This is a genomic window from Mycoplana azooxidifex (assembly GCF_014196765.1).
Lineage (GTDB): Bacteria > Pseudomonadota > Alphaproteobacteria > Rhizobiales > Rhizobiaceae > Mycoplana > Mycoplana azooxidifex.
In genome coordinates this window covers 311,682-328,780 of sequence record NZ_JACIEE010000001.1, presented here as the reverse complement: position 1 = coordinate 328,780, position 17,099 = coordinate 311,682, and the positions used below count along the sequence as shown (strand labels likewise).

Annotated in this window: 17 protein-coding genes; 12 read left to right on the top strand and 5 right to left on the bottom strand. The window is 65.1% G+C overall.

The window, feature by feature from the left end; translation table 11 throughout:
* The 3 genes from GGQ64_RS01555 (at position 1) to GGQ64_RS01545 (ending at position 3,541) form a co-directional block, all read left to right on the top strand.
* Positions 1-1,287, top strand: a complete 1,287-nt coding sequence (locus GGQ64_RS01555; protein WP_183798163.1) for a beta-ketoacyl-ACP synthase — start codon at positions 1-3, stop codon at positions 1,285-1,287.
* Between the two features lie 275 nt (positions 1,288-1,562).
* A complete protein-coding gene (locus GGQ64_RS01550) occupies positions 1,563-2,591 on the top strand; it encodes a zinc-binding dehydrogenase (protein WP_183798161.1) in 1,029 nt (342 codons plus the stop codon).
* The gene (locus tag GGQ64_RS01545; RefSeq protein WP_183798159.1) at positions 2,588-3,541 is read left to right on the top strand and encodes a lipid A biosynthesis lauroyl acyltransferase; all 954 of its coding nucleotides are present in this window, start codon (positions 2,588-2,590) and stop codon (positions 3,539-3,541) included. The genes GGQ64_RS01550 and GGQ64_RS01545 overlap by 4 nt, the downstream gene beginning before the upstream one ends.
* Positions 3,542-3,568: 27 nt before the next feature.
* Here GGQ64_RS01545 and GGQ64_RS01540 read toward each other — a convergent pair whose 3' ends face one another.
* Positions 3,569-4,141: a hemerythrin domain-containing protein gene (locus tag GGQ64_RS01540; RefSeq protein WP_246422231.1), complete on the bottom strand. Its 573-nt coding sequence runs from the start codon at positions 4,139-4,141 to the stop codon at positions 3,569-3,571.
* A gap of 102 nt (positions 4,142-4,243) precedes the next feature.
* Between GGQ64_RS01540 and ccoN the strand changes: the two genes are divergently transcribed.
* The 4 genes from ccoN to ccoP are packed head-to-tail and all read left to right on the top strand — an operon-like array spanning position 4,244 to position 7,699.
* Positions 4,244-5,890, top strand: coding sequence for a cytochrome-c oxidase, cbb3-type subunit I (ccoN, locus tag GGQ64_RS01535; RefSeq protein ID WP_183798157.1), 1,647 nt, complete (start codon positions 4,244-4,246; stop codon positions 5,888-5,890).
* Positions 5,891-5,904: 14 nt separating this feature from the next.
* Entirely contained in the window at positions 5,905-6,636 is a 732-nt protein-coding gene (gene ccoO / locus GGQ64_RS01530; protein ID WP_183798155.1) for a cytochrome-c oxidase, cbb3-type subunit II, read from the top strand.
* 12 nt (positions 6,637-6,648) lie between these two features.
* Positions 6,649-6,801, top strand: coding sequence for a cbb3-type cytochrome c oxidase subunit 3 (locus tag GGQ64_RS01525; protein WP_183798153.1), 153 nt, complete (start codon positions 6,649-6,651; stop codon positions 6,799-6,801).
* Between the two features lie 4 nt (positions 6,802-6,805).
* The gene (gene ccoP, locus GGQ64_RS01520) at positions 6,806-7,699 is read left to right on the top strand and encodes a cytochrome-c oxidase, cbb3-type subunit III (protein ID WP_183798151.1); all 894 of its coding nucleotides are present in this window, start codon (positions 6,806-6,808) and stop codon (positions 7,697-7,699) included.
* A 121-nt stretch (positions 7,700-7,820) separates the two neighbouring features.
* Here ccoP and GGQ64_RS01515 read toward each other — a convergent pair whose 3' ends face one another.
* From GGQ64_RS01515 to GGQ64_RS01505, 3 genes are all read right to left on the bottom strand, one after another.
* Complete coding sequence (locus GGQ64_RS01515; RefSeq protein WP_183798149.1) at positions 7,821-8,228, bottom strand: type II toxin-antitoxin system VapC family toxin; 408 nt, start codon at positions 8,226-8,228, stop codon at positions 7,821-7,823.
* Between the two features lie 281 nt (positions 8,229-8,509).
* Positions 8,510-8,866 carry a VOC family protein gene (locus GGQ64_RS01510; RefSeq protein WP_183798147.1) on the bottom strand — a complete coding sequence of 119 codons (357 nt, stop codon included), beginning with the start codon at positions 8,864-8,866 and terminating at the stop codon, positions 8,510-8,512.
* The gene (locus GGQ64_RS01505) at positions 8,866-9,279 is read right to left on the bottom strand and encodes an SRPBCC family protein (protein ID WP_183798145.1); all 414 of its coding nucleotides are present in this window, start codon (positions 9,277-9,279) and stop codon (positions 8,866-8,868) included. The genes GGQ64_RS01510 and GGQ64_RS01505 overlap by 1 nt, the downstream gene beginning before the upstream one ends.
* A 138-nt stretch (positions 9,280-9,417) precedes the next feature.
* Here GGQ64_RS01505 and ccoG point away from each other — a divergent pair, with 138 nt between their 5' ends.
* The 5 genes from ccoG (at position 9,418) to gndA (ending at position 15,588) form a co-directional block, all read left to right on the top strand.
* Positions 9,418-11,001, top strand: a complete 1,584-nt coding sequence (gene ccoG / locus GGQ64_RS01500; RefSeq protein WP_183798143.1) for a cytochrome c oxidase accessory protein CcoG — start codon at positions 9,418-9,420, stop codon at positions 10,999-11,001.
* Positions 10,998-11,501: a FixH family protein gene (locus tag GGQ64_RS01495; RefSeq protein WP_183798142.1), complete on the top strand. Its 504-nt coding sequence runs from the start codon at positions 10,998-11,000 to the stop codon at positions 11,499-11,501. Before ccoG ends, GGQ64_RS01495 begins: the two co-directional genes overlap by 4 nt.
* Positions 11,498-13,798 (top strand): heavy metal translocating P-type ATPase, encoded by a 2,301-nt coding sequence (locus GGQ64_RS01490; RefSeq protein ID WP_183798140.1) that lies wholly within the window; start codon positions 11,498-11,500, stop codon positions 13,796-13,798. Before GGQ64_RS01495 ends, GGQ64_RS01490 begins: the two co-directional genes overlap by 4 nt.
* Positions 13,795-13,971, top strand: coding sequence for a cbb3-type cytochrome oxidase assembly protein CcoS (gene ccoS, locus GGQ64_RS01485; protein WP_183798138.1), 177 nt, complete (start codon positions 13,795-13,797; stop codon positions 13,969-13,971). The genes GGQ64_RS01490 and ccoS overlap by 4 nt, the downstream gene beginning before the upstream one ends.
* Before the next feature lie 180 nt (positions 13,972-14,151).
* Positions 14,152-15,588 carry an NADP-dependent phosphogluconate dehydrogenase gene (gene gndA / locus GGQ64_RS01480; RefSeq protein WP_183798136.1) on the top strand — a complete coding sequence of 479 codons (1,437 nt, stop codon included), beginning with the start codon at positions 14,152-14,154 and terminating at the stop codon, positions 15,586-15,588.
* Between the two features lie 104 nt (positions 15,589-15,692).
* On the opposite strand, the gene GGQ64_RS01475 is transcribed toward gndA, so the two are convergent.
* A complete protein-coding gene (locus GGQ64_RS01475; RefSeq protein WP_183798134.1) occupies positions 15,693-16,727 on the bottom strand; it encodes a LacI family transcriptional regulator in 1,035 nt (344 codons plus the stop codon).
* Positions 16,728-17,099 lie beyond the last annotated feature (372 nt).

Below are 17,099 nucleotides of genomic sequence, written 5' to 3'. Positions count from 1 at the left end.
ATGACCAAGGCAGCCTACAGGGACCATCTCGGACGCCCGATCGTCGCCGTCACCGGCATGGGCGTCATCACCTCGCTCGGCCAGGGGCTCAAGGACAACTGGGCAGCCCTCTCGGGCGGCGTTTCCGGCATCCACGGCATCACCCGCTTTCCCGTCGACGGGCTCAACACGCGGATCGCGGGCACGGTCGATTTCGTCGACCTGCCGGCCGAGAACCCGGTCGAGCGCTCCTATTTCTACGCCCGCGAGACGACCGAGGAAGCGCTGGCGCAGGCCGGGCTTTCCGGCGATTTCGGTGGTCCGCTGTTCCTGGCCGCACCGCCGATCGAGCCGGAATGGAGCGCGCGCTTCGCGCTCGCCGACCGCGCGCCGCCGTCGCAGCGTCCGGGCGATGCCTATGACCGCTTTCTGACCGTGTTGCGCGACAAGCCCGATCCAGCCCTCTACGAGGCCTGGCTGTTCGGCGCGATCTCCGAGCGGCTTGCCGACCGCTTCGGCACGCGCGGCCTGCCGGTGACGCTGTCGACGGCCTGCGCTTCCGGTGCGACCGCAATCCAGCTCGGCGTCGAGGCGATCCGCCAGGGCCGCACGGAACGGGCGCTGACCGTCGGCACCGACGGTTCGGTGACGGCCGAGGCGCTGATCCGCTTTGCGCTGCTTTCGGCGCTCTCGACCCAGAACGACCCGCCGCAGAAAGCTTCCAAGCCCTTCACCAAGGATCGCGACGGCTTCGTGATCGCGGAAGGGGCGGCGACGCTGGTGCTGGAATCGCTGGAATCGGCGATTGCCCGCGGCGCACGCGTGCTCGGCATCATGAAGGGCTGCGGGGAGAAGGCCGACCACTTCCACCGCACCCGGTCCTCGCCGGACGGCGGGCCTGCGATCGCCACGATCCGGGCGGCGCTGGAGGATGCCGGCATTGCCGAGGACGCGATCGGCTACATCAACGCCCACGGCACTTCGACGCCGGAAAACGACAAGATGGAATATCTTGCGATGTCGACGGTGTTCGGCGAGGGGTTGTCGAAGATTGCGGTTTCCTCCAACAAGTCGATGATCGGCCATACGCTGACGGCGGCCGGTGCGATCGAGGCGGTGTTCTCGCTGCAGACCATGCTGACCGGCACGCTGCCGCCGACCATCAACTACCAGAACCCCGACCCGACCATCGTTCTCGATGTCGTGCCGAATGTGAAACGCGACAAGCAGGTCTCCGCCGTGCTGTCGAACTCCTTCGGTTTCGGCGGCCAGAACGCCAGTCTGGTGATGACGGCCGAGCCGGCCTGACGACAACCTGGCGCGGGGCAGGGCGTTGTCCATCCTGCCGGCCGGCTGCGGCTCGAATACATCGGGCGGCGCCCAGTCGCGACTTTCCCGCCGGTTGCAGCGGGAAAGAGGTTTCATTTGCATGTCCGTTGCTCTAGAGCATCGTTCCCAATCGGGGCGCGCTGGCTGTCGGCAGGCCGCCAATCCAGCACCTCGCATCCGGCGCCAGCCGCACGGCACGCCGGATGCCAAAAGCGACGACCACGACGCCGCGACCTGCGGCAAAGGATAAGACCATGCGCGCATTGCAGCTTCTCGACGACCGCAAGCTCGAACTGACCGACATTCCCGAACCGGAAGCGCCAGGCCCGGGCGAGGTGACGCTTCGGGTCAAGGCGGTGGCGCTGAACCACATCGACGTGTGGGGCTGGCGCGGCATGGCGTTCGCCAAGCGCAAGATGCCGCTCGTCATCGGCGCGGAGGCTGCCGGCGTGGTCGACCAGATCGGCCCGGGCGTCGCAAACGTGCTGCCGGGGCAGCTCGTCTCGGTCTACGGCGCGCGCATCTGCGGGCTGTGCAAGCCCTGCCGCGAGGGCCGCGACAATCTGTGCGAACATGTCGGCGGCGTGCACGGCTTCCATCTCGACGGCTTCGCGCAGGAGAAGATCAACATTCCCGCCCGCCAGCTCGTGCCGGCGCCGCCCGGGATCGATGCGATCGCTGCAGCTCTTGCGCCCGTCACCTTCGGCACCGTCGAGCATATGCTGTTCGACAATGCCAAGCTCGAGCCGGGCGAGACGATCCTCGTCCATGCCGGCGGATCGGGCATCGGCACGGCTGCGATCCAGCTGGCCAAGAAGATGGGCTGCACCGTCATCACCACGGTGGGTTCCAACGACAAGATCGAACGGGCCAAGGCGCTCGGCGCCGACCACGTCATCAACTATCGCGAGGACCGCTTCGAAGGCGTCGTGCGCAAGCTGACGAAGAAAAAGGGCGTCGACGTCGTGTTCGAGCATGTCGGCAAGGATACCTGGGCCGGCTCCATGCTCTGCATGAAGCGCGGCGGCCGCCTCGTCACCTGCGGCTCGACCTCCGGTGTGTCGACCGAGATGAACCTGATGATGCTGTTCCAGCAGCAGTTGAAGCTGTTCGGCTCGTTCGGCTGCCGCATGGAGAACATGGCCAACGCCATGCAGAAGATGGCGCGCGGCATCGTCCATCCGGTGATCGACACCGAGATCACCTTCGACGGGATCGCCACCGCGCTGGAACGGATGGAATCGCGCCAGATCTTCGGCAAGATCGTGCTGCGGGTGGATTGACCACGGTGCGCCGCCTCATCACCCGCGCCGTTCTGGCGCTGCGAAATTTCGAGCAGTGGCTGGTCGCGCAGCTCGTCTTCGGGCTGCTGAACGTCCTGAAGCTGTTTCCGGCTGATGGCGCGATGAATTTCGCTGACCGCTTCGGCCGCTTCGTCGGGCCGAAGACCGGCCGGCATCAGCTGATGCTGACGAACCTGCGCAATGCATTCCCCGAGAAGTCCGAAGCCGAGCTCACCGTGATCGCCATGGACAGCTGGGGCAACATGGGGCGGATGGCGGCGGAGTACGTCTTCCTCGATCGCCTGTTCGACTTCGATCCGTTCAGCGACAAGGTCGGCCGCGTCGAGGTCGAGGGCGTGCCGATCTTCATCGACCTCTACGAGAACCGGCGACCGTTCATCGTCTTCACCGGCCATACCGGCAATTTCGAGATGCTGCCGGTGGCGGGTGCCGCCTTCGGCATCGAGGTGACGGTGCTGTTCCGCCCGCCCAACAACCCCTACATCGCCGAAAAGGTGTTCGAGTTCCGCCGGGCGCGGATGGGCAATCTCGTGCCCTCGCATGCGGGCTCGTCGTTCTCGCTGGCCCGCAAGCTCGACGCCGGCGAACCGGTCGGCGTGCTGGTGGACCAGAAGTACCGCAAGGGTCTGTCGACGAGCTTCTTCGGCCGTCCGGTGCATACCAATCCACTGCTTGCCAAGCTGGTCCGCCAGTTCGACTGCGAGGTCTATCCGGCGCGCTGCATCCGCCTGCCGGACAACCGTTTCCGCCTCGAACTGGAACCGGCGATGGAGATTCCGCGCCGCCCGGACGGCGCCATCGACGTCGATGCGACGGCGCAGAAGCTGAACGACAAGGTCGAGCAGTGGGTGCGCGAGTATCCGGGCCAGTGGCTCTGGTACCACGACCGCTGGGACATCAAGAAGACCGTCAAGACCGTCAAGGCCTGACGGGAAACCTGTTGCGAGGCGTCGTCGTCAGGCGTCGTGGAGCCCGCGCAGCAGGTGGTCGCGCTCAAACGCGATGTGGCGTCGGATCGTCTCGAAGAAGCCGCGCAGCATGTAGCCGGCGGCCTCGATGTTGACATCCGGTGCGCCGCTGCCGAGCTTCAAGAGCGTATCGACGAGCTCTTCTGCGAAACATTCGTCCTCGCAATGCTCGAATTTCAGCCGCTTCAGCGTCTCGGCGAGCAGCGCGTTGCCTTTTGTCCTCGCCGTCAGGTGGGGGAAGAGCACCTCCTCCTCGTAGCGGTGCAGCCCATGGATCAGCGGACCCAGCACCATGGCCGCATAGATGCATTTCTGCCGGTTCACGCTCGCCGGCAGGCTGTCGGCGATCTCCTCCAGCGCGTCACAGAGAAGAAGTTGCTCGCGATGGGCGCCCGCCAGCCAGTCGAGCGACACGGTGTCGCCGGGCATGGCGGAAAGAAGGTGGCAGACCCTGTTCTGTTCCCCGTTTTCCAGCGTCATCGCGTCCATTTCTCCCTGAGTGACCCGCAACCTGCCGCATTGATGCGCCTGCGACCCGTCCTTCTCCTTGATCTGCGTCAAGGCCAATTCGTGCTGCATCTGCGAGCAATGGGCTGATTGCAGGGGACGGATTCGCGTTCGTCCCCGCTGCTCGCAACGCACGTCTGGTTGGGGATGCCAACAATGAAATACGGATTAGAGACAGGGCTCCTGGCCATCGGCGCGTTTTTCGCGCTGCTCGGCGCCGCCTTCGCCCACGACAACCTGTTCCAGGCCCATATGTGGGTGCTGTTCTTCGTGCTGCTCGCCGGCACGGTGGTCATGATCAGGCGCGTTTCCTTCGCGCCCTACCGGGTGCCGGGCGACAGCAGCCTTCCAAAGGGTACTGCCAACCCCTATTTCGACGAGGTCGTCAAATACGGCGTCATCGCCACAGTCTTCTGGGGCGTCGTCGGGTTCCTGGTCGGCGTCCTCATCGCCGCCCAACTGGCGTTTCCCGATCTCAATCTGGAGCCGTGGTTCAATTTCGGGCGCTTGCGTCCGCTGCACACCTCGGCGGTGGTGTTCGCCTTCGGCGGCAACGCCCTGATCGCGACCTCGTTCTACGTCGTCCAGCGGACGTCGCGGGCGCGCCTGTTTGGCGGCGATCTCGGCTGGTTCGTCTTCTGGGGCTACCAGCTCTTCATCGTCATGGCCGCGACCGGGTATCTCCTGGGCATCACCCAGAGCCGCGAGTATGCGGAGCCGGAGTGGTATGTCGACCTGTGGCTCACCATCGTCTGGGTCGCCTATCTCGTCGTCTTCCTCGGCACGATCCTGAGGCGCAAGGAGCCGCATATCTATGTGGCGAACTGGTTCTACCTCTCCTTCATCGTCACCATCGCCATGCTGCACGTCATCAACAACCTGGCGATTCCGGTGTCCTTCCTCGGCGTCAAGAGCTATTCAGCCTTTGCCGGCGTGCAGGACGCGGTGACGCAGTGGTGGTACGGCCACAATGCCGTGGCCTTCTTCCTGACCATCCCGTTCCTGGCGATGATGTACTATTTCGTACCGAAGCAGGCGGGGCGTCCGGTCTATTCCTACCGCCTTTCCATCGTTCACTTTTGGTCGATCATCTTCCTCTACATCTGGGCCGGTCCACACCACCTGCATTACACCGCGGTGCCTGACTGGGCGCAGACGCTCGGCATGGTGTTTTCGATCGTGTTGTGGATGCCCTCCTGGGGCGGCATGATCAACGGCCTGATGACGCTGTCCGGCGCATGGGACAAGGTGCGCACTGATCCTATCATCCGCATGATGGTGGCAGCCATCGCCTTCTACGGGATGGCGACATTCGAGGGACCGATGCTGTCGATCAAGGCCGTCAACTCGCTGTCGCACTATACCGACTGGACCATCGGCCACGTCCACGCCGGCGCACTCGGCTGGAACGGCATGATCTCGTTCGCCGCCGTCTACTACCTCGCGCCGAGGCTGTGGAACCGCGAGCGGCTCTATTCGGTCAACATGGTCAGCTGGCACTTCTGGCTCGCCACCCTCGGCATCGTGCTCTACGCCGCCGCCATGTGGGTTGCCGGGATCCAGCAGGGCCTGATGTGGCGCGAGTATAACGATCAGGGCTTCCTGGTCTATTCCTTCGCGGAAACCGTGCTTGCGATGTTCCCCTACTATGTCATCCGCACGCTGGGCGGCGTGCTCTACCTCGCCGGCGGCCTGGTCATGGCATGGAACGTCTACCAGACCATTCGCGGGCGCCTGCGCGACGAGGTCTCGATGGGCGGCGCCCGGCCTGCGCGCGAAGCAACCCTGCAGCCTGCCGAATAAGGAGCGTGTGATCCATGTCGATACTGAACAAACACTCCGTTCTGGAGAGAAACGCAACGCTGCTGCTGGTCGCGTCGCTCGCCGTGGTCACGGTCGGCGGCATCGTTGAAATCGCACCGCTCTTCTACCTGGAGAACACCATCGAGAAGGTGGAGGGCATGCGGCCCTACTCGCCGCTGGAGCTCGCCGGTCGCGACATCTACGTCCGCGAAGGTTGTTATGTCTGTCACAGCCAGATGATCCGGCCGTTCCGGGACGAGGTCGAGCGCTACGGTCACTACTCGCTCGCCGCCGAAAGCATGTACGACCATTCCTTCCAGTGGGGTTCGAAGCGAACCGGGCCGGACCTGGCCCGCGTCGGCGACCGCTATTCGAACGAATGGCACGTACAGCACCTGATCGAGCCGCGCTCGGTCGTCCCGGAATCGGTCATGCCGAGCTACGCCTTCCTGAAGACGACGCCGCTTACGATTTCCGACGTGTCGATGAACCTCAAGGCGAACCGCGCCGTGAACGTTCCCTACGGCGATGCGATGATCGAGAACGCAGAGGCGGACCTCAAGGCACAGGCGGACCCGAACGCCGACACGTCCGGACTGCTGGAACGCTATCCGAAGGCCAAGGTGGGCGACTTCGACGGCGACCCACAGAAGCTGACCGAGATGGATGCCCTGGTGGCTTATCTGCAGATGCTCGGCACGCTGGTGGATTTCTCCACCTACGACGACGCCAGCGGTTACCGGTGAGGGAGGCGGACCATGGAAACCTACACGGCCATGCGGCACTTCGCCGACGTCTGGGGACTGCTCGCCATGGCGATCTTCTTCGTCGGCGTCATACTCTTCACCTTCCGGCCCAGCGGACGCAAGGCCGCCGAGAATGCCGCGCAAATCCCTCTCAAGGAGGACTGACACCATGGCTGACAAGCATGGGGCTGACAAACATGGTGCTGAAAAGCACATTGACGAGATCTCCGGCGTCGAGACCACCGGCCATGAATGGGACGGTATCCGCGAACTGAACAACCCGATGCCGCGCTGGTGGGTCTGGACCTTCTATGCCACCATCGTCTGGGGGATCGGCTACATGATCGCCTATCCGGCCTGGCCGATGCTGACGGAGGCGACGCGCGGCGTTCTCGGCTATTCCGGCCGTGCCGACGTGGCCAGGGACCTGGAGGCGGCCAAGGCCGCGCAGGTGGTTTACGTGGACCGGATCGCGTCTGCGCCGCTTGCCGACATCGTCGCCGACCCGGAACTGTCGCAGTTCGCGATCGCTGGCGGGGCCGCCGCCTTCAAGGTCAACTGCGTGCAGTGCCACGGCTCGGGTGCGGCGGGCTCGGCGGGCTTCCCGAACCTGAACGACGACGACTGGGTCTGGGGCGGCAGCGTCGACGAGATCTACAACACGATCGCCCACGGCATCCGCTTCGAAGGCGACGCCGATACGCATGTCTCCGAGATGCCGGCGTTTGACGACATGCTGCAGCCTGACGAGATCAAGCAGGTTTCCGCCTATGTGGTGAGCCTGACAGGTGTGCCGCACGATGCGGCCATGGTCGAACCGGGCCAGCAGATCTTCGCCGACAACTGCGCCTCGTGCCACGGCGACGATGCAAGGGGCAACCGCGAGATGGGCGCCCCGAACCTTGCGGACGCGATCTGGCTGAAGGGCGAGGGCGAGGAAGCGATCGCCAACCAGGTCCGCGCCCCCAGGCACGGGGTCATGCCCGCCTGGCTGCCGCGTCTCGGCGAACCGACGGTCAAGCAACTCGCTGTGTTCGTGCATTCGCTGGGCGGCGGCGAGTAGCCTGCCCGGCGCTGCCGGCCAAAGCATGTCGCGCAAAAGTGTGTAGCGGTTTTACGACTACGACATGCGCAAAATCAAAGGTCTAAAGCGCGGGAGCGAATCTGAAAGATCGCGATGTGCTTTAGATTTGCCGGATCTCGATGCCGGCTGGGGCGCGAATGCCCCGGTCGTTCGTCAGGAAGACTCCGCAGGAGAGGGTTTCTGCGGTTGCGACGTGGATGGCATCCGGCAGCTTCAATCGAAGTCTGGCGGCCATGTTCGCAGCCAGTCCCAGAGTGTCACGAGTTATCGCCATCAGTTCGACGATCTTCGGATCTTCGAGCAGGCCGTGAAAGGCCGCAACGATGTCCGTCCGTTGGTCCCTGATCGGGGCGATGGTGCACTCGGCGATCGTCAGTTCGGATGTGAACATGTTCGCGTTCTGTCGGTCGAATTCCTCCAGCGCCGACAGTGCCCGGCGGCGCGTGTCGTCATCGCCATCGATCAGGTAGATAAAGATATTGCTGTCGACATAGATGCGTTGCGGCATTCTCAGTCGCCACGGACGTCAGCGACCTGCCGCAACACTTCCTCTTCCGAAAGATGGCGACGACCTTGTTCCGTCGTTTTCAAGATCGCGTGGAGTCGCCGGATCCGATCCGATGCCCCCACGGCCGTCTTGCGCGTGGCGTCAACCCCGCTTCGCGGCTTTGGCAGGTTTTGACCGTGCTTCGCGTTGGCACTCATGGCCGCTTGCTCCAGGTTTTGTCGGACACCTTACAAGCTGTGGCGCGTGAAGACTATCCAGAATTGGTGGCGCCGGAACCGACTCTAACGATCCGACCACACCCCCAGCTCGTACCCGTCCGGATCGGCGAACTGGAAGCGGCGTCCGCCGGGGAAGGGGAAGATCGGCTTGACGATGCGGCCGCCGGCTTTCTCGACGCGGGCGACGGCGTCTTCGAGATCGTCGGCGAAGAGGATGACCAGCGGGCCGCCGGCTGCTTTGACCGGTGCCAGCGTGGTGAAGCCGCCGGTCAGCCGGCCGTCCTGGAACTCGCTGTATTCTGGCCCGTAGTCGGTGAAGGTCCAGTCGAACGCAGAACCGTAGAAGGCTTTCGCGCGGGCGATGTCGGTGACATTGAATTCGATGTAGTCGATCTTGCGATCGTTGCCGGCGGTGGCCATCAGTTCTCTCCGTCCTTTTCCAGCAATGTTTTCAGCGTTTGCAGATCCCGCGCCACATGGGTCGCATCGGCCTCGAACGCCGCATCGTCCATGCCCGGCAGCCGGAGCAGGGTGAACATCACCTCGGCGCCGTCGCCGTTCGGCACCACCCGCAGGGCGTTTCGGACGACGAGGCCGTCCGGCATCGTCACGCTGTGGTCGATCACGCCGAAGCCGTTGTCTTCGGCAAAGCGGACCCGGACGTTGCCAACAGGCCCGCCGTCGGCAATCCAGTCCTGCCCTTCTCGCGTCAGCCCTGCGGCGAGGCCGGAGGCCCAGAGCGGCATGTTTTCCGGCCTTGCGGCGAAGGCATAGACCTCGGACCAGTTCCGCGCGATCGAGACGTGGACGATCCGGGCGGGCATTGTGGTCATCGTCGTATCCTCCTCCGTGCCGTCACAACGGCTGTTTTGTCGCATCCGGCGGGGCGCCCGGCAACCCCGATCTTTGACTTAAGTCAAGGAGCGAGGCGGGCCGGCGGCGCACAAACAGGGCGTGGAGACGGTGCATCGATGAACATCTACAACGCCCTTGAGCCCTCAGAGGATGCCGCAATCGAACGGCTTGACGCCGAGGCGGTCAATTCCGCCAAGGTGCGCAAGCCGCTCTATGAAAAGCGGAAGAAGATCTTCCCGAAGCGGGCCGAGGGCCAGTTCCGGCGCTTCAAGTGGATCGTGATGCTGATCACGCTCGGCATCTACTACCTGACGCCCTGGATCCGCTGGGACCGCGGTGCGCATGCACCGGACCAGGCGGTGCTGGTCGACCTCGCCGGTCGGCGGTTCTATTTCTTCTTCATCGAGATCTGGCCGCAGGAATTCTTCTTCGTGGCGGGGTTGCTGGTGATGGCGGGCTTCGGCTTGTTCCTCGTCACCTCGGCGATCGGGCGCGCCTGGTGCGGCTATGCCTGTCCGCAGACCGTCTGGGTCGATCTCTTCCTCGTGGTCGAACGGGCGATCGAAGGCGACCGGAATGCGCGCATGAAGCTCGACGCCGGCCCCTGGACCTTCGACAAGATCCGCAAGCGCATCGCCAAGCATGCCATCTGGCTCGCGATTGCGGTCGCCACCGGCGGTGCCTGGATCTTCTACTTCGCCGACGCGCCGCACCTGCTTGCGAGCTTCGTTACCCTGAAGGCGCAGCCCGTCGCCTACATTACCGTGGCCGTGCTGGCGGCGACGACCTATGTCTTCGGCGGCCTGATGCGCGAACAGGTCTGCACCTACATGTGCCCGTGGCCGCGCATCCAGGCGGCGATGGTGGACGAGAATTCGCTGGTCGTCACCTACAACGACTGGCGCGGCGAGCCGCGCTCGCGCCATGCCAAGAAGGCGGTTGCGGAGGGTGCGAGCGTCGGCGACTGCGTCGATTGCAACGCCTGCGTGGCCGTCTGTCCCATGGGTATCGACATCCGCGACGGCCAGCAGATGGAATGCATCACCTGCGCGCTCTGCATCGATGCCTGCGACGGGGTGATGGACAAGCTCGGCAGGGAGAGGGGGCTGATCGCCTATGCGACGCTTTCGGACTATAGCGCCAACATGGCGCTTGCCACCGGCGGTGGCGCCGGTCCGATCGATCCGGCGCGCGTGCGCATGGCGGACGGCAATTTCTCGGAAAAGGTGCGGCATTTCGACTGGCGCATCATCTTCCGGCTGCGCACCGTCTTCTATCTGGTCATATGGACGCTGGCCGGTCTCGGGCTCGTGTTCGCGCTGGTCTCGCGCGACCGGCTGGGGCTCAACGTCATCCACGACCGCAACCCGCAATTCGTGGTCGAATCGGACGGATCGATCCGCAACGGCTACGAGGTGAAGCTCCTGAACATGATCCCCGAGCCGCGCACCATCACGCTTTCGATCGAGGGACTGCCACATGCGACCATGCGCATTTCCGGCATCCCGGACGGCAACGGGCGCAGCTTCGACATCCCGGTCCAGCCCGACAAGGTGACCGCGGTGAAGGTGTTCGTGACGCTGCCCAAGGACTTCCGCGCCGAGGCCGGCGAGGGCTTCAGCCTGATCGCCGAGGACAGGCCGGGCGGCGAACGCGGAACCTATGACGCCCATTTCAACGTGCCCGGAGGCGCAAGATGACCACGCCCGCAAAAACCGACGAGCCCGGCTTCCGCTTTACCGGCTGGCACATGCTGGGGGTGATGCTGCTGTTCTTCGGTACCATCATCACGGTCAACCTCGTCATGGCCTGGAACGCGGTCAGCAGCTGGAGCGGGCTGGTGGTGCAGAACACCTATGTCGCCAGCCAGGAGTTCAACGGCAAGGTGGAGAAGGCGAGGGCGTTTGCCGAGAGCGGTTTTGCCGGCGAACTGACCATCGCCGACGGCCGGGTCAGCTACCGGCTCCACGATGCTGCGGGCGGGCCGATTGCCGCCGACGCGGTGACCGTCACGTTCAAGCGTCCCACCGACGAGCGGGAAGATTTCACGCTGACGCTTGTCGGCGACGGGGAGGGAAACTACTCTGCCGCACGGACATTGCCCGCAGGCCAATGGATCGCGGACATCGCGAGCGTTCGCGGAGGGCAGCCGATCTTTCACCAGACGATCCGCACGGTCGTCGCAGGAGGCAGGCCATGAGCTGCTGCGCACCGGGTACCGAAGGCGCGATCGACGCTGCCGGCGGCGCGCTGCCGTCTGCAGAAGAGATGCGGCTGGCCGCCCGCGATCTGGGCGAGGGCCTGCGCCAGAGCGATCTCAGCGTTCCCGGCGTCCACTGCGGCGCCTGCATCTCCACGATCGAAGGCGCGTTGTCGGGCCTGCCGTCGATCGAAAGCGCCCGCGTCAACCTGACCGCCCGGCGCGTGTCGGTGCGCTGGCGCGATGTCGAGGGCTTCGATCCGCAGGCGATCCCCGCCGCCATCGCCAGCACCGGCTACACCGCCCACCTCTTCACCGTGCCGATCGCAGCCGACGACGCGCTGCGCAACGAACTGATCCGTGCCGTCGCCGTCTCGGGATTCGCGGCGATGAACATCATGCTGCTCTCGGTCTCGATCTGGTCGGGTGCGGAAGCGTCCACGCGAGACCTGTTCCACTGGATCTCGGCGCTGATCGCGGGTCCGGTGCTGATCTATGCCGGGCGCTTCTTCTTCCGCTCCGCCTGGGGCGCGTTGAAGCACGGGCGGACCAACATGGACGTGCCGATCTCGCTGGCGGTGACGCTCTCCTATTTCGTCTCGCTGTGGGAGACGATCCATCACGGCGAACATGCCTGGTTCGATGCCACGGTGACGCTGCTGTTCTTCCTGCTGATCGGTCGCACGCTGGACCATGTCATGCGCGACCGGGCGCGTTCGGCAATCACCAGCCTTGCCAGGCTTTCGCCCCGCGGCGCGATGGTGATCAAGGATGACGGAGCGCGGGAGTATCGCCCCGTCGAGGAGATCGCGGTGGGCGACCGGCTGTCGGTCGCAGCCGGCGAACGGCTGGCCGTCGACGCCCGCGTCGTCGCCGGCATGAGCGACGTCGATCGTTCGCTCGTCAGCGGCGAGAGTGCACCGGTCACGGCAAAGCCGGGCAGCATGCTCGAGGCAGGCGTGATGAACCTCACCGGGGCGCTGGTGGTCGAGGCCGTGGCGGTGGCGCGGGATTCGTTTCTGGCCGAGGTCATCGGCCTGATGGAGGCGGCCGAAGGCGGGCGCGCCCGCTATCGGCGCATCGCCGACCGGGCGGCATCCTACTATTCGCCGGCGGTGCACCTGCTGGCGCTGGCCTCCTTCCTCGGCTGGGGCTTTGCCGACGGCGACTGGAAGCATGCGATGCTGGTCGCCGTCGCCGTCCTGATCATCACCTGCCCCTGTGCGCTCGGCCTCGCCGTGCCGGTGGTGCAGGTGGTGGCGGCGGGACGCCTGTTTGCGAGCGGCATCATGGTCAAGGACGGTTCGGCGATGGAGAGGCTCGCCGAGATCGATACCGCGGTCTTCGACAAGACCGGTACGCTCACCATGGGGGCGCCGCGCCTGATCGGGCGGGAGGCTGTCGGCCGCCGGCCGGGTACCCTGAAGGGTGACCAGACATTCGCCGTCGCCTCAGCCCTTGCAGCCCATTCCCGCCACCCGCTCTCGGCCGCGCTGGCCGCCGCCCATCTCGGGCCGGTGCCGCAGTTCGAGGCGGTGGCGGAGATTCCGGGCAGTGGCCTTGAGGCGGTGACGCCGGAGGGGACCTGGCGGCTCGGAAACCGTGCCTTTGCCTGCAGCGGCGGCGAGCCGGCAGACGATGGCATTCCGGCCTCGGAGGTCGTGCTGTCGCTCGACGGCGTCGCGATCGAGACCTTCCGGTTCGAGGACCGGCTGCGGCCTGCCGCCCGCGAAACCGTCACCCACCTGCGCAAGGACGGGATCGAAGTCGGCATCCTGTCCGGCGACCGTCCGGCCGCCGTGGAGCGGGTCGCAGCCCAGCTCGGCGTCAGCCGCTGGCGGGCAGGGCTTGCGCCGCGCGACAAGACCGAGGCGGTCAAGGAAAGTGCCGCGGCAGGCGCAAAGGTGCTGATGGTGGGCGACGGCATCAACGATGCGCCGGCACTGTCGGCGGCCCATGTGTCGATGGCGCCGGCAACAGCCGCCGACATCGGCCGGCAGGCGGCCGACCTCGTCTTCCTGCGCGACGGGCTGGACGCCGTCTCCTTCGCGGTCGAGACCTCGAAGCGGGCAGGCAGCCTGATCCGGCAGAACTTCACGCTTGCGATCGGCTACAACGTCATCGCCGTGCCGGTCGCGATCCTCGGCCATGCGACCCCGCTGATCGCGGCTGTCGCGATGTCGACCTCGTCCATCATCGTCGTGGCGAATTCGCTGCGGCTGCGCGGTCCGGCACCGGTGCTGCGGCAGGATGCGGCCGGGCCGAAGCCGGCGTCGGGACTGGCGAGGCCGGCATGAACACGCTGATCTACCTCATCCCGATTGCGCTCTTCCTCGGCGGGCTCGGCCTTGCCGCCTTCCTCTGGTCGATCCGCAGCGGTCAGTATGACGACCTGGACGGAGCGGCGTGGCGCGTGCTCGACGACGAAGAAGGCGGCAAGCGCGGCTCGCCGGGTGCGCACGGCGGGTAGCTGCCATGCGCGATTGTTACCAAACAACGGCTTGTCGTAAATCGATTTGAATGCCAAAACAGCCGCCTACCGAAAGTGGAGCGGGTTCTTCTTGTTCCGCTACGGGCAACCATCTTTATGCAGCGCCTCTCGACCTCTGCGGCCGTCCGGCAAAGCACCATTCCAGACGGAGGTATGAACGTGGCACAGGCGGAAATCGGTTTGATCGGTCTCGGCGTTATGGGATCGAACCTGGCGCTCAACATTGCCGAGAAGGGCAACAAGATCGCGGTCTTCAACCGCACGGCCGAGCGTACCCGGGAATTCTACGAGGAGGCGGGCAGCCTCAAGGATCAGATCGTCCCCTGCGAGACCATCGAGGAATTTGTCGCCGCCATCCGCCCGCCGAGGCCGATCATCATCATGATCAAGGCCGGCGATCCGGTCGACCAGCAGATGGAACTTTTGAAGCCGTTCCTTGAGAAGAACGACATCATGATCGATGCCGGCAACGCCAACTTCCGCGACACGATGCGCCGCTTCGACGCGCTCAAGGACAGCGGCCTGACCTTCATCGGCATGGGGGTGTCCGGCGGCGAGGAGGGTGCCCGCCACGGCCCCTCGATCATGGTCGGCGGCAAGGAAGACAGCTGGAAGCGCGTGGAGAAGGTGCTGACCTCGATCGCCGCCAAGTACAATGACGAGCCCTGCGTCGCCTGGCTCGGCGAAAACGGCGCCGGCCACTTCGTCAAGACGATCCACAACGGCATCGAATATGCCGACATGCAGATGATCGCCGAGATCTACGGCATCCTGCGCGACGGCCTGAACATGAGCGCGACCGAGATCGGCAAGGTGTTCGACACCTGGAACAAGGGCCGCCTGAACTCCTATCTGATCGAGATCTCCGGAACGGTGCTCGAGACCGCCGATCCGCTGACCGGAAAGCCGATCGTCGACATGATCCTCGACAAGGCCGGCCAGAAGGGCACCGGCAAGTGGTCGGTGATCGAGGCGCAGAACATGGGCGTGCCGGCGACCGCGATCGAGGCGGCCGTGGCTGCCCGCAGCCTGTCGTCGATGAAGGACGAGCGCGAGGCGGCCGAGAAGACCCTCGGCCTGCCCGGCCTCTCTGCGCTGTCCGTTTCCGACAGGGACGCCTTCATCAAGGATCTCGAAAGCGCGCTGCTGGCCGGCAAGATCGGCGCCTATGCGCAGGGCTTCGCCGTCATGTCAGCAGCCTCGAAGGAATTCGGCTGGAACCTGCCGATGCCGACGATCGCCAAGATCTGGCGTGCCGGCTGCATCATCCGCTCGCAGTTCCTCGACGAGATCACGTCCGCCTTCACCGCAGCACCCGATGCGGCGAACCTGATCGTCACGCCCGCCTTCTCCACCATGGTCAAGGAGACCGACGGTGCGCTGCGTCGCGTCGTCTCGGCTGCCGTTCTCGCCGGTCTACCGGTTCCGGCGCTGGCTTCTGCGCTCGGCTACTTCGACAGCTACCGCCGTGGCCGCGGCACGGCCAACATGATCCAGGCCCAGCGCGACTTTTTCGGCGCGCACGGCTTCGACCGCATCGACGGCGCCGACAACCACCACGGCCCCTGGGGCAGCGGCCTCGTCGCCGGCGCCTGAGCGGGGCGCACGGTCTACAGGAACATCGAAGGGCCGGCGCCACTGTGCGCCGGCCCTTCTTGTTTACGGATGCGGCAGCGCTTCTTCCGCCCAGAGGGCAGGCATCAATCCGTCGGAATCGGGTAGCTCAGCGTCTGCAACTCGCTCGCCGGGCGGCCGTTGATGCGGCCGATGACGGCGCTGGCGAGTTCGCGGCCGGCAAGGCGGATGTCCTCGCGCATGGTCATGATTTCGGGCCGGAGCCACTGCAGGAAGGTGCTGGGCTCCTTGGAGACGATGTCGATGTCGTGGCCGATCCGGCGGCCGCTGCCCTCGACGGCGGCGATCAGCGCGACTGCACCGGAACCGCTGCCGGAGACGATGCCGTCCGGCGCGTCGGCGCTCCGCATCACCCGTTCGCAGGCTGCGCGGATGTCCGGCAGGCCGGAATCGAGGTTGACCTCGCTGAAGGGATAGATCGAGGCGCCGAAGTCGCGCACCGCCCGCTCGAAGCCGGTTCGCATGTGGATGTTGAAGGTCAGGTGCGGGGGCGGCTCCAGCAGCATCAGGTGGCGCCGGCCGCGCTCGGCCAGCCGCTTGACCGCCTCGTAGGCGAAGCGCTCGTTGTCGAAGTCGTGGAACGGATGCTCCAGCCCCATCACCGTGCGGCCGTGGGTGACGAAGGGAAAGTTGCGCTCCATCATCAGGGCGACGCGGGGGTCGCGCGGCTCGGTGCGGGAAATGATGACGCCGTCCGCCGCACCGGTCTCAAGGATGTAGCGGATCGGGTCGAGCGGATTGTTGGCGGTGCGGTAGGGCGTCACGACGAGGTGATAGGGGGTGCCGCCGAGGATCTCCGAGATGCCGGCCACGAGCGGGCTCGTCAGGCCCATGATCTCTTCCTCGAGGCTGAGGACGAGGCTGATCACGTTGGTCTTTCCGGTCCTGAGGCGCACGCCGGCGCGGTTCGGCTGGTAGCCGATCTGGCTGGCGACGAGGCGGACGCGCTCCTTCGTCTCCTGGCTGATATCCGGCGCATCCTTCAATGCGCGCGAAACCGTGGTGATGCCGAGGCCGGTCATGAAAGCGATCGTCTTCAGCGTCGGTCGCTCCTGACCGGACGGGGCGCCGCTGGCCCGCTCCTTCGTGATCCTGTCCATGCGCGTCTGCAATCCCCTTCTGCCATCGCCGGTACCACGCCTGCGAACCGGTTGCCACTCCTGCGTCGATGGCACTTCCATACTGAAACGATACAGTTCGGTTGTCGAGGCGTCTTTTAGCTTCTTGTGAGGCGGTCGAGTGGCTTTCTGGCCCGCCGTGGTTGCGTGCCAGCGTCAATGCTGTGTCCGGCTTGTTTGAACAGCTTGCGCAAATATGTGCTATCGATCACGATTGGTTGCGTATAAAGTGCAATTAAAGCAAGGCATTACGCAAAGTTCTTCGCATTGCAGCATTTCAGCGCCTGGCTGACCGGGTACAAATTCTGCGGATTCTCGCGACGGCGGGTTGCGCGAGCAAATCGATTGCTCTAG